Source organism: Shewanella sp. S23-S33 (assembly GCF_043359565.1).
GTDB lineage: Bacteria > Pseudomonadota > Gammaproteobacteria > Enterobacterales > Shewanellaceae > Shewanella > Shewanella oncorhynchi.
Map to the genome: position 1 here is coordinate 53,328 of NZ_JBHFFD010000015.1, position 15,496 is coordinate 68,823.

A 15,496-nucleotide genomic window follows, 5' to 3' on the forward strand; every position below is an offset into this window, starting at 1 on the left:
GGCCTAGGATTTTTTAGACTGTTAGATGCCGATTAACATCTTCATTTAGCAGGTTAAAACAAAGGCTCGGTAACTTTTGCCGGAAACCGAGCCTTTGGAAAGCCGCTAAGCGGTTAGACCGACTTAGCAAACATAACTATGAAATTGTAATGGAAGGAAATCATTATGCAAGAATTAACAATGAATGAGATTGAGCAGATTAATGGTGGTGATGCATTAACTGGTTTTAATTGGGGGGCTGCGGCGGGAACGGTTAGTGGAGCCGTAATGACAGGAAGTTCAATCGGCGCAACACGAGGAGGGATCATTGGCGGTTGTTTAGGCTTTGCATTTGGTGCAGGATGGGGGGTAGGAACTGTAATTTCTAGACAATTATTAGGCAGTAAATAATCAATTTTATGTGCGCCACTGACATCCTGTGGCGCAAGTAATGTTGTTAATTTTAGGTATAATATGAAAATTAAAACAGTCAACTTTATCATTATTTCATTTATATGCATAACACTCATCTTGGGAATATATCTTTCAAGCAGTGATAAATTCCTTAGCGCAACTTTATTTTCAGGAGCTGTATTTTTTTATTTCTTATTTAAAAATAAAAACTTGTTGCTTTCTAGAAACATTAAAGAACTGGACGAGTCAATAAAAAACTTGAAACATGAAAAATTAATGTGGTTATCATTTGTAATTTTCATTATAAGTTTTTGTTTAGCCACCATTGAATCACCACTAACTTCCTAGACACAGTTTAGTTGGGTAAAATAGAAAAAAGGTGCTAATATACGACGACTAAAAACTTAGCCCACCCAAACGTAGGGGGCATCTTTTTAGTAGAGCTTATGTATTTTTACAATATTATTCATTTTCGCAATCGACTCTATTGGGGGGCGGGCTTTTATTATTTTTAACTTATAATAGCCAATTAATTTTGTTGCATTACATTTATTAATTGCGCATAAAGCTTTAATGAAAGACAGATTTATCATGATTAAGAATTTCATTATTAATCATGCATCAGCCATTCTGACGCTACAGGAATGAGCGAGTATAGATTCGTTCAAATGCTTATGAAATAATCATTCAATATAAAGTCATAAATTTAAATTTTTCAGTAAAAATTTAAGCTGCACTACTCTGTCTGTAAGTAATGTATAAATAATTTACAGTAACAGGCTCATTTTACCAATACATAGCAATTATGTTAAACGGTAAAAAATGCACTTTAATATGTATTAAAGTGCGATTTCTGAGTGTTTTAGCGCTTAATCGACGTGTTTTGCACATTATAGTGACAAACTTGTCTTAAACTAAGCTTATGCAGCACAATGTGCATAAATAGTCACATATCTATTAGTCTTTAATGTTTCTCTAATCAGCAGAGAAAACGCAATAGCATGACAGAAGAGTAAGTAGCTCACTTTGGGACAAAAGCTAGCTAGATTCCAAGCTCTAATTCGTGAGTTTCAGATTGAAATTTGTAATGAACTCATTGAGGTAATTAATTGCTACCTAGCCAAACATCAACAAGTGAGCATAAGGCACTAACCAAGTGGCCAATCATACACGGAAAGCTGGCCAGATTGTTTTGACACTTCTGGCCAAACAAAATCGGAAAGCTGGTCAAAAAAGACGGAATATACAAATGTATATTCCGCCCTAACGCATCCACGATTCCGAAACAGATTGGCCACCATTACGAAAAAAGTTGGCCAGTGTTCCGCAGAAAGCTGGCCACTCTTCACATACTACAAAAGCTAGGCAGGGCTAAAAGGTTTGGATGCCCAGTATCACCCTTTATGCATTTTTAAATAATTTTTGAGTCCCTCCCAGTCTTCTTCTAAAACAGCAACTGAAGATGAGGTCATACATCTTTTATATTCTTCGGCCTCAACGGTTAAATAATGTTCCAGCAATTTAACTGAGAAATTTTTCATCAAAGACGGCAAATTATGAATATGATTAGTCTCAATAAACACTTTTTTAATATCATTATTTTCCGAAAAATACCTAGAGTTGATAACACCACGCTCAATTATATTTAGTAAATGTTCTGCTACATAATCTGGGCATACCATACTAATGAACCTCCAAATCTTTTACAAACCGTTCTCCAGGTGCAGGATCTGGCATATCAATAACTTTCACATCCACCTTTTCTCCCACAAATTGACTTGACGCCTTAACGCCGTGATTTCCATCGATAACTTTACCTGCGGTGTCAACTGTAATCATACTATCCCTCTTCACACCATCAGCTACTAGCGATTGTTGGGTTTTTAGTCTACCTGCATCCAACCCAGTTCTATTTGTTGATAATGTCTTAGGATCAACAGTTTGAATTGTTCCCGCCTTGAGGCCCAAATTTGTCGGCAATCCAACAGGGCCATCACTAGCTGCAATAGTCGCAACCTCCGCTGTTTCAAGCGTAACAGCCAAAAGTGGGGAAGACGAAGCAGCTCCTGCAGTCCAAACAACCGCCGCAATCGCTGCTGCACCAGTGTAAGCATCCTGATTTTGTTGAATAGTTACACCTGCTGGCCTGTTCAGCCAACTTTCGGCCGCTTTTCCATCTGGGTCGGTGTATTTATACGGGTTGTTATTTCCATACGCATACCGATTAAATGAATGCACATCCCTGAATCCAATAGGATCATTGGAATAAAAGCGCCCTATTAATGGATCATAGTATCGTGCCTGCATATAAGTCAGGCCTAAGTCTTTATCTTGCAGATGTCCCGTGTAACCAATTCCTTCTTTATCGCCTCCGATGCGCTTGCCGAAGGGCTCAAAGTGGCTGCGGCTGATAATGTTGCCTGATGCATCAGATTCGGACACCACTGAGCCCAACATATCGGTATGCTGGTATCGCACTGTCGCTGCATAGCTGGGTATACTGATTAATGCCACTAGCAGCAAAATGAATTGTGTCCATAATTTCATTATTAATCCTTTGTTTACATTCATCACATATCGCTCCCACCACCAATCCCACTTGCAATTGCTTGTACCGTCTTTTGACCGCCATCTCCAGAGCATGTCAATGTTATCTGATAAACAGTGCCGTCACCTGCATACAAATGGTTACCGTTAATTCCAGATAACGACTCACTACCTCGATATACACCATTCACACTTTTATCTACTGTTCCTAAACATGAAGTGGTATTTGCACTACTCCAAGTAACTTTATGTACCCAAGTATTAAGAACCTCGGGACATTGCATCTTTGGAGGACATGGACTTCCAGATAATACCCATTGAACATTTAAACTTATGACTGGGGGAGTACCTACAAATAAAGCATTATCAACTTCAGCAACTAACTGTTTCCCTAGATATACACTATCTGTTTTCGTCCCATTTGCAGCCTCACGATATAACAACTGTCCGCCTTGGCTATAAACTGTGTAGTGGCTGCCGTCAGTCTTAGTTTGTTTGACTCGTTTATTATTACCATCGTAGACATAGCTAATCCCCTTAGCCGCTGTCATTTGCTGGCCTAAGTTATAATCAAGACTATAGCGCCCGTTATTAGTCACATTGCCGCGAGTATCATATTGGTAACCGTAGGCATAGGCACCAGTGAGGTTGTTTAAGCGATTGAGCGTCGTATTGTAATTGTAATTAATGGTAGAATTATTTAGATTACGGCTGAGGACATTACCTAGACCATCGTAGTTGTAACTACCTGCGCCCCATTTGCCATCAGCAGACTTAAGCCTATCTACCCCATCATAAGTGAGATTATCCACATCATTGTTGCGGTCCACCCAATCGATTAGACGGGCCAAATTGTCGTTATAGTCATAACTCGGGTCGAGACTATTTTTGACTGAGCCAGCTTTGATATCAGTCAGTGCATCAATACGTCCTGTCGTGTCTAACGCAACATTCCTGATAATCCCATTACCATACGTGAATTGCTTAATCTGTCCGTTAGGATGATAACTTACCCCAGAGGCATAACTACCGGCCTTAGTCGCTTGACCCAGTGCATTAGGTGCAAAATCAACTATTGCTCCAGAGGGAGATTTAAGAGAGCTCAGCCCGCCTAAGTTGTTATATTCCCAGTCCAGTACAAAGTCCTTGCCATCGAGTGCAAGAGTTTCTTTTTCGAGAGTATTCAAACTATTGTACAAATAGGTCCAGTTTACTGAACCAGCCAGTAAAGTGGTCAAGTTACCATTGGCATCATAACTATAGGTTTTATCGGGTGTCGTATCAGGAAAATTTTCGGTTCTCAACTGACCTAAATTGTCATAACTCAATAATACCTTGTGTGTCGCAGGGACAGCACTTGCATCACAAGCCGTTGTTGAGCCATTAGTCCCTTCTGCACGCCATATCTGTTGGCGTTGTCCATTGTAACCAAATGCCGAAATCCCCGTTTCAGGGCGCACCTGCTTACACAATTGTTGATAAGCATCGTAAATTCGTGTTTCAGTCACACTGCCTTGCCTAATACTTGTTACTTGACCAAATATGTTATAATCAATTGCAACATCATCTGTATCTGGTGCCTCTATTAAAGTTGGATGATCAAATGAAGGTTCACCGTAGGCAAGGTAAGTCGTTGTAGTTGTATTGTTTTCTCCATCAGTAACAGCAACTTTATTACCTGACAAATATTCACGACGACTGACGCTACCATCGCTCGTTCGAGTCTGAGTAATTACTCGTCCCAAAGCATCATATTCAGTTTCCATTCCAATCCGGTTACTTGCATCAGCGCTTAGGAAACTGGCTAATGTTTGACGATTATCATGGTCGTATGCAAACGACTGATATCTGGTCGTTGATGGATTAGATATGTCACGTTCTTGAGTCAAAATAGATCTCAGCAAACCATCATGATAAATACGTTTTTCATAATTACCTTGCGAAATTGTCTGACGTAGGCTGCCGACCGCAACATCACTGCCACTTATCCCATCTCCAGCACTATTAACAACAGTATAACTGATAACTTTGTCCGCCCATTTAGGATCAGCATAATCAATTTTTATTAACCAGCCGAGTTCATTGTATGAATAAGTACGCTTATGTCCTACAAAGTCAGTTAAGCTAACAACCTTTCCATCAGGATTAACCTCAAATCTAGCAATTATCGTATTAGATGAACTGTTGTTAGCCAGGTCACAACCATTGTCTGCTGCACAAGGCATGGTAATCTCTCTAGCCTGTCCTCTATAGTAATCACCATAAAGCTGATACAAATTTGAATCTTCAAATTTAACTAGTTTAAGATTCCCATCTGGAAAATACTCTTCATTACGGCTATAAACCTTTCCAAATCTATAATTAATATAAGGTAGCCCTTTATAACCTCCTGATGTTGGATGATATATTATCTTGTTTAAGGGGATCCAATTTATACCATCAAAAGAAATTTCCTTGCTTATAGGCAAGCTTAACAACCAGAAGTCAGTAAGGTTTAAATATGATAGACGTGAATAACTTATAGAGTCAGAGAAATCATTAAACTCTTTAGATATCCCGTACTTTCCAAATTTATCATAGTTTAAAAATTCAATTGAATATGAGGTAGAAACACCATTTTTTTCATAGAGTACATCTACTTTAGATTTTACATTAACGAAGTACTCAATACTGTTCCTATTCAGCGTATCTTTTGGAGAATATATACTCCCCCCCTCATACCAAGTTTCACCATATCTAGCACCTTGTGCATACTCAAACAAAGTTCTTTTAGTTAAAAAACCATTTTCAACAATGTCAGTTGCAGCAACATTTCCCTCAGAAAAGCTTGTCGATAATCTATCTATATAATGTATTATTGTAGAATCTGGACCTACAATGGTCGTCGTTTTAAAGTTCTTTGTGTCAGTAATATTTGATGGAAAACCACCGACTGGAAGAGATAACGTGTTTGGGGTAATTGCAGGTATTAAACCCGTACTAGGAACTCTAGCATCTACAGCTCTGTTGTAAAAACCAGCATTTTGCGAGTAATTATAAAACCATGTCAAAGGAGAAATTGAAGGCCCCTCGATGACTCTCTTTACTAAGTTAACTTTTACAGTACAATCCAAATTACGCGACGTGATTGTATTGTTTATACCTCCAATAGCGACTTCACTTACCAACAATGTATCCGCATCCACACTTGCTCGACCATGATATATTCTTTTAAAGTCATAGCTTATTTTCAAACCATCAGGGGTTATAATAGTCTTAGTGGTAGGCGCATTAGGGTGATTAGGATCTATGTTGCATGCTCCAGCACTATGAGCCCGCGTAGTAGGATGTCTATTGGCTAAATTTAATGATAATGTCGGACTATAAAAATTCAAGCTTTTAGGATATTGCCACTTTTTCCCCTCTGGAAGAACGACTTCAAAAGTATTATCTTTTTGGTTATACCACCACGTTTTTCCATTAGCAACCGCCCTTTCAACCTTTCCATTTGAATAATGAATTTCAATCTGTCTTGAGTCAGAAGAATGTATCTTTGATAAATTTCCAACCGAATCGTATTGATATTCTACGAAATTTCCAAACCTATCCTCAACCTTTTTAACCATCAGAATTTTTGTAAATTTTGCCCAGGGATTGAAATTTACACCAGTGTATGTTCCTGAATCATATTTCTTAATCTGCTCAAAAAAATATTTATTTCCATTACTTGTTGTTACGACCACACCTTCTTCACCATTACCGGCATCAGTACAGCCAGAGATATATGCACCAGACTTAGTAATTTGTTTATCGTGAAAATCTGGATCGTCAACTTTACTACCATTAAGGAATTTTTCCGTCGCCCCCCCTGGAATATGAAGCAATTTACCATCCCAATATGCAGATGGTTCTATATAATTCCAATTGCCTCCAACAGGGTAACCATGTTGCCCTTGAGGATAAGAACCTGTACAGTTGTATCCATTATATACGCCGCCAGTTGGTGAATCAGAAGTATTGGATGCTCGGGCTGATCTATCCATGTAATACATACGAATAAATGGGATATCCCATTTCCAATCTCCTGGCCCTCCAGTATCCATATCATCATTGGGGATCCAACGTCTTAACTCTACTGGAAGATTAAAATTTCCAGGGATACTTATATCAGTAGCAGAAAAAGTGAATGCCCCCGTAGCAGGGTCATATGTACCAGAGTTATCATCTCCTAGTTGTAACCCATCATATTTCTCGTACTCGTCAGGGTTAATCGCTTTATATAAATCATGCTCAGCATAAGCTGAATTTACAAATACAAAAAATAAAAAAATAATTTTTATATTTAACCTAGAAAATCTATTCATAACTCGTCCTTGATAATCAGATAATTCAGATAATTCAGATAATTCAGATAATTCAGATAATTCAGATAAATCATCAATTTCACGGAAATACAAATTTTACTAATCAAAAAATAGATATATGTAACGTGAAAATTTGTCTTACATTTTAAAACCATAATATACAGCACTGTCGTTCGGTAAAAATGCACACCCAGCATACCGTATATGGAAATCTAAAGTTGCATTGAAACAAATTAAAAACATTTAACAAACAAATGTCAATATAATTAAACGCATTTTGGATACGATCATTGATAGCAACTAGTTTCAAGAAGACACCAGCTCTCTCCACTTCAGAACAAAGCAGGATTTCTGCTAAATGGAGTTTGTTGAGATCTATAAAAAATGGCTTGCTTGATAGAAACTATGTGAATTGCACTATGACTATTATTTGAGCATTGGAGAACAGTCATGAGAAAAATGCGCCCGAACGTTTCCATGCCCAAGCGCTTTTTCATCACAATAAGTTCGTATTATTTGCTCTTTTTCGAAGTATTCTTTGGCGAGCCAAATGCAGTGCTCGGTATGTCAATTTTCCCCTCTACTAACTTGTTTCCAATCTCAATAAAGCCATCAATAGCAGAATCAGGCATGCCCCCAAGTCTGTAGTGGCCTAAAAAAATTGGTCAGCTTGATTGAAGCTATACGAGTTTCATTGCCAGTGCTGATGTGAAAAAGATGTGCACTTTAATAACTATTAAAGTGCACTTTTAGCGTGTTTTAGCGCTTAATAGACGTACTTTGCGCATTATCGTGACAAACTTGTCTCAAACTCATTTTATGCAGCACAACATGCATAAATAGTCACATATCTATTAGTCTTTAATGCTCCACTCTTAATCAGCTAACACATAACTCAGGCTGAACTCAGAAAAAAGCCTCATGTCTATGTCAGCTTAGATAGTAACAGTACTAAACAGATTTAAGCGTAAGCATAGACTTCTAAGTAGATAACCAAATTTAGTGTGCCATTACGTATCTGTGATTTGCATACCTAAACTCCTTACCCAGCAGTTTGTGACGAGGTGTGCACCCAATCTAGGTGATTTGATTTAAATATATCAACTCCTGTTTGGCGGATGGTGTCTATCCACTGATCGGCGGCAAAGGCACCGACATTAAGCTCTTTAATAGCGGTTTCTTTCAGTATTCGATGTTCATTCTCAATCGTAGTTGGCATTAGGCCTGCGTCATCGGTATTCACACAAACAGTTATAGGGCCCTTACGTATGCCGAATTTATTGAATTTTCCTTCATTGGCTAGCCATGATGAGCAGGGCGGATTCCATCTAAAAATGGGATGTTCGACATACTGTTTGAAACGGCCAATGAAAATATTGGATGTTGGGCAGGCCTCAAGCACTATCTGGCGTTTACTATAGCGCTCTATCAATAAATCTTGTATCGCGTGTATTAACCTCAATTCGGCATTCGATAAATTATCACTGAGTTCGTCGTCATCGCTGGCATGATAATTAAGATTTCGGCAATCAATGGATATCACATCATCGCACCTCTGTGGTTGGTTAGATGAGGCGATGACTCCCTGATTTAGATAATGTTGCCACAGCTCTACTGGTTTGCTGTTTTTATTCTGTTCTAAATAGGTCATATCTGGCACCCAGATTTCCCATTCGGTGCCTACGGCTTGGCTGGGTAAAGGTTGTATCAGTGGGCAATTACGTCTCAGTTTCCAAGCCTGATATAAGTCGTTTGCTATGATTCGGTCACCGTAAACATGAGAAGACCAGCGTTGAATTTTGTTTTCTATAACGGACAGCACGGCTTGGAATTCAGGTAACTGTTGAATAAGCTCCAAGGCTTGAAAGTAACACCATACTAAGTTATCTAAGTGCTGACCTGCTGTAAGGTAAATGCGTTGTTGGCGCTTTGCCCAATCGTCGACATCCACACCCAAAGCCAAGGCGTGACCTAATCTATCACCCGGCTTAAAATTACAGAATAGGACTGCTTCATCAATAGCACGTAAGCCGCTTAGTAAGTGGCTGTAATCTTCACCTGCATGTATGGTGAGAAAAGGTTGTCGTAAGCGTGTCTCAAACCGCGACTGATGCTCATGCTTGGCAGAACGTAATACCCGTAACGTTGGTGCGAAGATTTCGATAGGCAACTCATTCTCATTACCCGCAACATCGAAACCACGAACAAGTGCTCTAAGATCTACCCTGTTCTGCGGTACTGGCGTTGATGCTAAGTTGGTATTGGTTGTTAAATCGCTATAGTGAGCCGAACAAAAAAACTCCTGAAGCTTTCGCACCTGTGTTAATAGTTGATTGCGGTATACATACTGCAGCTTATCTCCTTTATGGGAGTATTTTGAAAAACTACGATTAAAATGGATGACAAAATGACTACGACTATCAAGGTTTTTAGCTATTAACTCGTTAGCAAAGCGCGTAAGTTCGGTTGGCTTGAGCTTATAAGAAATTTTTGTTTTGGCCTTATTCTCTTTGTCATTAATAATAAGGCCAGGCGCACCGCGAAACTCTCTATGAGTGTGGCTTGAAAAATCATGTGCTAATGAGTGGTTCTTATAGTTCAAGCCGCTCATATTATTACTCTGAGGCTTTCGATGTTTAAAGCCAAAATAGTCGACAAAATTGCCGAGGCCGACCCCGGAAACAATCATGTAATTACGCAGCAAATTACTAGCTTGCACATAAGAAGTAATTTTTTGAGTCAGGGCCTCATCTGAATTTAGCTCATTTTCTAGCAGTAACCCAGTAACCAACAGCAACCAACGGCCAGTCTCTGATGTATCTTGAAGGTGAGAATAGGCCAATAAACGTTGAGGTATAGTTTCTACAGATTGAGTTTCAAACATTGCCAACAGATTGGTGTTTAAATCGCATAGCGCTAATTGTTCCCAGTTAGGTACAGCTATACTCTCATCCGGCAGCCAGAGTTCTTCCACAATCCTAGAAAACAGTTGGTTCACCATCAGTGGTAATTGGCTTATATCCAACTTACCACTATTAAAAAGACTACATTCGGGGCGATACGGCCATTGGCTTTGGGCTAGGTCTGGTTTCTTTGCGAGATAAAGTGAAAAATCTAACAAGGAAAGAGAGTTATGACCATGTCCATTTAAATGGACATGGTTGTCGGCAACCGACCTGCTATCAAAACGTTTAGGCAACGCCGAGGGACATTGGTGCTCTGCTGCAGCTAATACTTGCTCTATACCCAATACCTTATGCTGTAGTAGATCAGCGTAACCGTAGCCAATCACCCAAATAGGGTCAAGCATTGCGATCAGAGCAAGCCACTCTTCAAGTCGTTCCGCTTTGACTTCGAAACGATCGCCACGCCAATCTAAAAAATGTTTATGAACTCTTTGTATTACTGAAGAAATACATATCTCAAAGCGCTCGTTAAGCCACGATTTGAGAGCAAACTCTGTATCCTCCTGACGTAATGGCGTACACAAATAGGATTGAAAGTCTTGTATGCACTTAAATACATGCTGCTTGAGACTCGAGACATCAGTAATGCTAGTGGCAGTTAAGTTTCGGTTTAGCGAGTACTCTAATATTCGATCTGAGCTAAGCAGTGCAATAGGTATAAGCCACTTGATGTCAATTGCTAGCATCAGAACCTATCCCTAAAATGTTACAAAGTACTCTATATCCAGACGATAACTCAATTATGTCTATCTTTTTATCGCTCAGCTCTTTTATGATGGTAGATCTAAGCGTCTGAGAAAAATCGTCATTATTATCAATACGGATTTTTGCAATTAACGCATCTAAATTATCCACTCCACAGATGGGATATAACTTGGTGACAGAGCTAAGTCTTCTGTTAGATTGTATCTCTTGTACTATGGGAATTGCCTGAGTCTGCTCTTGAAATAACATTTGTTCAAATCGTCTTTTATTCTCATATTGACGATCTAAAACCTCTTTTGATTTTGTTAAAGAAAGAGGCTTTTTGTATACAAATGCTCCCTGTGGCTTGAGGTCATCCGTCCTTGAGTGATTGGTGCTGAATATCGGATGATCCCAGATCGCTGCGATTAACTTCCCCGCAAGCACGTTTTCAAAATAGTCTTCATTGTTATCACCATTATACTTACCAGTTTTTAGGTCGACAAAAACCCCCACATTACGAGTAAAAACATGTTCCTTATTAATAAAGTTAGAATGATTTCTGATGGTTATTGATCTAGCGCTGCTGGCCAAGTTGGCTTTGACTGCGCCAGACTTTTTTAAAAATGTAGCAAATGCATTAATCGAAATGTACTCAAATCGGCGCACTGTATCGCTTAAGTGCTCATCTTCTAGCTTGTTATGATTAATCCGCAACAAATGAAGCTGTGTAAATACTTTATTGAAGACAGCATGTAATAGAGGAAGTAAATTTTCTCTCTGCAGCTCAGAAAGTATGCTCGAGTGCTTGACTGACCACGTGGCGAGATCTTGCGCGAAGCTTATCTCAAAACCATATTTTGATGCTTGCTCTGCGATGTCAGCATCTACCTCATCGATTTCATCACTATTGTTACCCTCTTCTTGAGTAATATATTTAGTCGGGTTGATGGCATGAATACAGTAAAATGGAGCATCACTCAGTATTTTATTGAGCAGTTCTCTCCAGATTTTATCGTAGTAACTTTGTTTTAAATCATTCTTTAGCATTAACAGAGAACACCCCAGTATTTCAAATGCTCTACTGAAGAAAACTTTGTAGCTCTGATTTCCTTGAAACCCGTAATAATCTCTATGGGTGTAAAGATTGAAAAGAACAGAGTTCTTTATTTTTTCTTCCTTAATCGCATTACTCGATATTGTCATCCTGCGGGTATGCATTTCTAACGGTGGCATACTGCGAAGAACATTGGAATTTACGGCCCCTTTAAGCACGAAGCTATTTGTCATTTTAGCTTCTCCATCACCGATTTGATTTAGTGCTATTTCTTGCTCTGCTTTAAAATCTTTATCCGCCCAATCAAGCCCCAAAAGTGATTGCGCAATAGGATTAAATGATAATAACTGGCTCATGCGAATTTCAGCGTTTTGATCGGCTGTCAGCAATTGTTGTGCTGAAACGGCGTTGGTATAGGTGGCTCCATGCCTATTGGTTGTGGCCCAAATTTTTAAAGATTCCCACTCTGACCAACGGGGTGTTTGATTCAGCCTTGTGGGTGGTAAAAGACGTATCAGTTGCACTATATCTCGAGCATTGGAGGGAAGAGGATAATCAGTGCTTCTTTCTTGGCCATTACTTAAGCCGAAGAAGCAGTTTTTAAAAATTTGGTCGTAAGATTTGCCATAAGGAGAATAGAAAGAGGTTTTTTGTTGATTGAACTCTTCAATTTCAAGAGATGCTAATAAGTTCTCAACAGATAAAAGTGATATCCGGTGTTGATTAGGGAGTACTTTCGTTAAATATGCATCTTTTAGCCTACCAGCCATGTCAATAGCATTTTTTGTGGTCACGGCATCGGCATTCTTAGATACCGCATCATCAAGAAAATGTTGCTTTACCATATGTTGATAAAGAGCTTCGTCACCGCTGATCAGAGGAATAATGAAAGGGCAGCCTAACATTCGGCGCACAACATCGAGTACTTCATAGGCCCGGCCAAGCGCCATATCAACGTCATCGATTGGGATTACTATTGCAGTACTCGCTAAAATCTTTGCGCAAACTTCAACATAGTCGTGAAAGAATCGTTCTACTTGAATGCCTGAGCGATATTTTAAAATTCGGTCAATTCCCATTCGGTCTTCATAGTCACTCTCTTGTCCCAATGAATCCGCAAGTTCCTTAAGCTTGGAGTAAAAATCCGTTTTGAAGGTATCAAGCTGCTTGCATGACTTATTGAAGACTTTTTCGACTTCGTTATATAAATGAGCAACCACAACATTGGTAAAATTATCATGGTTAATAAGTAATGTCGGGTCGATGGCCGGAGTGAAGTATAAGGGGATGTCCTTTGACTCTGCAGCCTTGCCCCATACTTTTTGCGCATTATTTAGGAAAACAGTTTTGCCTGCACCTCGTCCACCACTGATGAATATCGCATCATGCATTGCCTGAGGCTGCAGGTGTCTTTCAGTTTTGCGCCGCTCACTATATTCCTTAGCTTGATTTGCAATGGTGACAAGGTTTTTGACGAGACTTTCACCTGCTTGTTGTTGCCAGAGTTCGCCATTATCAATATTGAAGTTATCATTGAAATTAATGTTACTTAGGTTTAATACTATCGTGTTGCTCATGAGCTTTCCTTGGCGATCATATTCTTGTTCTGTGGTGATTGTTTGTGTGATAACTTCAGTCTATGTAGTAGCTTAGACTTGATATGTCAGCTCAAATCGAGATTTATATAACTAACATCAGTATTCCACAACAAAAGCGGTTTAGTTGTTAATGGCACCTAGAGCATTCATAACAACAGCACCAAGTTGTCGAGTGTTATATGGATTACCATTCACATTGAAAATACTTAGATTTAGCTCAGCAGCCAGCTTTCTCAATTCTGGTTTTGCTATAGGCATCAGCTTTCCGTCGACATAAACTTCAATAGTACCGTTCTCAAGTTCTTTAATTACACGACTACCGTATGAAGCTGTCTTAACATGTTTTAACTCAGTCGTAAGCTTAGGGCGGTCTATCAACTTAGATAAAGAAATAGTATTTTTCCCTGTGCCATTAACACTCATTAACCGTAAAGCCTCAGTCACACTGACGTCTAACAGTAATTCAATTTGCATTTCTTCAGTGTTAACACGGAGAATTATGACTCTGTCTACTAAGCTGAGAGTTTTTGGATTAAATGAAATGTGACCACCAAGTCCCATCATTGCCGTTGTTTTTACAGAGATCCTTTCCCCTTTTTCACTAACAACATCATAACCCTTTTGATTTACCTCAGTGGCCATCTGACCATTGGAGATAAGTGCTGCATATAGCTCACCAATGCGTCCAATCAAATGACGAAGTTCAGTTGGCTCAACACCCCACTGTAACTCACGCTCAAACCAAGACATCGCTTCGCCTAGAGACTGGATGATTTGCATCTGTGTTAGAGCCATATATTACTACCTGAACTGTCCCAGCACTGCTCTTTAATTAAGCATTCTGCCGTACATTATGTACGGCAGAATGCTTACATACTTGTCTAACTGATAGAATTTATCGATTAATACGAGAGACCATATTCTTCAAGGTTGATACCAAAAAACGGCTCTAAAATATGTTCTTCAAACTCTGCAATTTCATCTTCAGGCACTTGAATGAAGGTAGAACGATGATTTGGTGCCCACCACTTATTAGGTCCTTCATAGCCCACATTACTGATCGCTAGCCTGATGAGCCTGAATGGTCTATCTGCCCAACCATCACCTTTAGATGAAAAAAAGTTTACAGGCCCAGTGAACTGACCAAGTAAGCAAATACCGTTATTTCCGTGAGTAAGATAAAAGTAGTCACCAACATCAGCGTTAATGAAATGCTCACCTTGTGTTGTCGAGGATTGTCCCTTCGCGGCTGTATTAATATGAACATATACCAGTCTATGTTCTATTGACGATGATATATCGATAAGAGAAAAATATTCAGTTCCCTGAGATAACTTCCAAAAGGTTGGTAACATGCAAACTCCATTTTTAATGATTTACGACTTTATTATAACGGGTACTATATAAAATACTCTTACACATTAATCATTTGTAACTATGACGGCAAGCATTGAAAACGTCTAAGGATCACATTTACGCTTCTAAAATAAGCCTTTTAAGGCGGATTAATGCAGCTGTTTGTGCCAACTGAAACTGTTTATTGTTCACTTCTAAAGTTCGGTGCTTAAATAGAAACCTGCTCAATTTCCAGCGTTTTTTGTTGATCATGCGATACCAGTAGCTAAAACCGTATTTCAGTACCATATTGCGTTGTTCTTCATTTAAGAACATCAATATCATCGGGCTATAAAAAACGGTACTTTTAAGAAAATAAGGGGCGTTTTCAAGTTGGCCAAGAGAAATAGCATCCTGTGAATCCGCAAACTTAAATACACGCTCTACACGACTAATCGGTACGTATCGTTTCTTAGCGGTATCATAAACTAGCAAATCAACGTAATGGGGCCCTTTATCTAGATATTTTCTTAACTTATCGTACGCTAAGGATCTATTCGATCTTGGGCAGCC

Annotated in this window: 9 protein-coding genes; 1 reads left to right on the top strand and 8 read right to left on the bottom strand. The window is 39.1% G+C overall.

What is annotated here, in order from left to right; genetic code table 11:
• Positions 1 to 165 precede the first annotated feature (165 nt).
• A complete protein-coding gene (locus tag ACHA99_RS04725) occupies positions 166 to 390 on the top strand; it encodes a bacteriocin-like peptide (protein WP_219235984.1) in 225 nt (74 codons plus the stop codon).
• 1,397 nt (positions 391 to 1,787) lie between these two features.
• Here the strand turns inward: ACHA99_RS04725 and ACHA99_RS04730 are convergent.
• The 8 genes from ACHA99_RS04730 to ACHA99_RS04765 form a co-directional block, all read right to left on the bottom strand.
• On the bottom strand, positions 1,788 to 2,075 hold the full coding sequence (locus ACHA99_RS04730) for a hypothetical protein (RefSeq protein WP_310187288.1): 288 nt from the start codon (positions 2,073 to 2,075) through the stop codon (positions 1,788 to 1,790).
• A 1-nt stretch (position 2,076) separates the two neighbouring features.
• Entirely contained in the window at positions 2,077 to 2,940 is an 864-nt protein-coding gene (locus tag ACHA99_RS04735; protein WP_393941360.1) for an RHS repeat-associated core domain-containing protein, read from the bottom strand.
• A gap of 23 nt (positions 2,941 to 2,963) precedes the next feature.
• On the bottom strand, positions 2,964 to 7,376 hold the full coding sequence (locus ACHA99_RS04740; protein WP_393941362.1) for an RHS repeat domain-containing protein: 4,413 nt from the start codon (positions 7,374 to 7,376) through the stop codon (positions 2,964 to 2,966).
• A gap of 949 nt (positions 7,377 to 8,325) precedes the next feature.
• Positions 8,326 to 10,935: an antiviral RADAR system adenosine deaminase RdrB gene (gene rdrB, locus ACHA99_RS04745; protein ID WP_393941364.1), complete on the bottom strand. Its 2,610-nt coding sequence runs from the start codon at positions 10,933 to 10,935 to the stop codon at positions 8,326 to 8,328.
• Complete coding sequence (gene rdrA / locus ACHA99_RS04750) at positions 10,922 to 13,567, bottom strand: antiviral RADAR system adenosine triphosphatase RdrA (RefSeq protein WP_393941366.1); 2,646 nt, start codon at positions 13,565 to 13,567, stop codon at positions 10,922 to 10,924. The genes rdrB and rdrA overlap by 14 nt, the downstream gene beginning before the upstream one ends.
• 141 nt (positions 13,568 to 13,708) lie before the next feature.
• Positions 13,709 to 14,383 carry a DUF6998 domain-containing protein gene (locus ACHA99_RS04755; protein ID WP_131526010.1) on the bottom strand — a complete coding sequence of 225 codons (675 nt, stop codon included), beginning with the start codon at positions 14,381 to 14,383 and terminating at the stop codon, positions 13,709 to 13,711.
• Positions 14,384 to 14,490: 107 nt separating this feature from the next.
• Positions 14,491 to 14,943 carry a hypothetical protein gene (locus tag ACHA99_RS04760; protein ID WP_168826685.1) on the bottom strand — a complete coding sequence of 151 codons (453 nt, stop codon included), beginning with the start codon at positions 14,941 to 14,943 and terminating at the stop codon, positions 14,491 to 14,493.
• A gap of 118 nt (positions 14,944 to 15,061) precedes the next feature.
• A partial coding sequence (locus ACHA99_RS04765) for a hypothetical protein (protein ID WP_393941369.1) occupies positions 15,062 to 15,496 on the bottom strand: 435 nt, incomplete at its 5' end.

Excerpts from the sequence above, each read along its gene's own strand:
- rdrB (WP_393941364.1), bottom strand. The coding sequence starts at position 10,935 with ATGCTAGCAATTGACATCAAGTGGCTTATACCTATTGCACTGCTTAGC.
- ACHA99_RS04730 (WP_310187288.1), bottom strand. The coding sequence starts at position 2,075 with ATGGTATGCCCAGATTATGTAGCAGAACATTTACTAAATATAATTGAG.
- rdrA (WP_393941366.1), bottom strand. The coding sequence starts at position 13,567 with ATGAGCAACACGATAGTATTAAACCTAAGTAACATTAATTTCAATGAT.
- ACHA99_RS04735 (WP_393941360.1), bottom strand. The coding sequence starts at position 2,940 with ATGAAATTATGGACACAATTCATTTTGCTGCTAGTGGCATTAATCAGT.
- ACHA99_RS04755 (WP_131526010.1), bottom strand. The coding sequence starts at position 14,383 with ATGGCTCTAACACAGATGCAAATCATCCAGTCTCTAGGCGAAGCGATG.
- ACHA99_RS04760 (WP_168826685.1), bottom strand. The coding sequence starts at position 14,943 with ATGTTACCAACCTTTTGGAAGTTATCTCAGGGAACTGAATATTTTTCT.
- ACHA99_RS04725 (WP_219235984.1), top strand. The coding sequence starts at position 166 with ATGCAAGAATTAACAATGAATGAGATTGAGCAGATTAATGGTGGTGAT.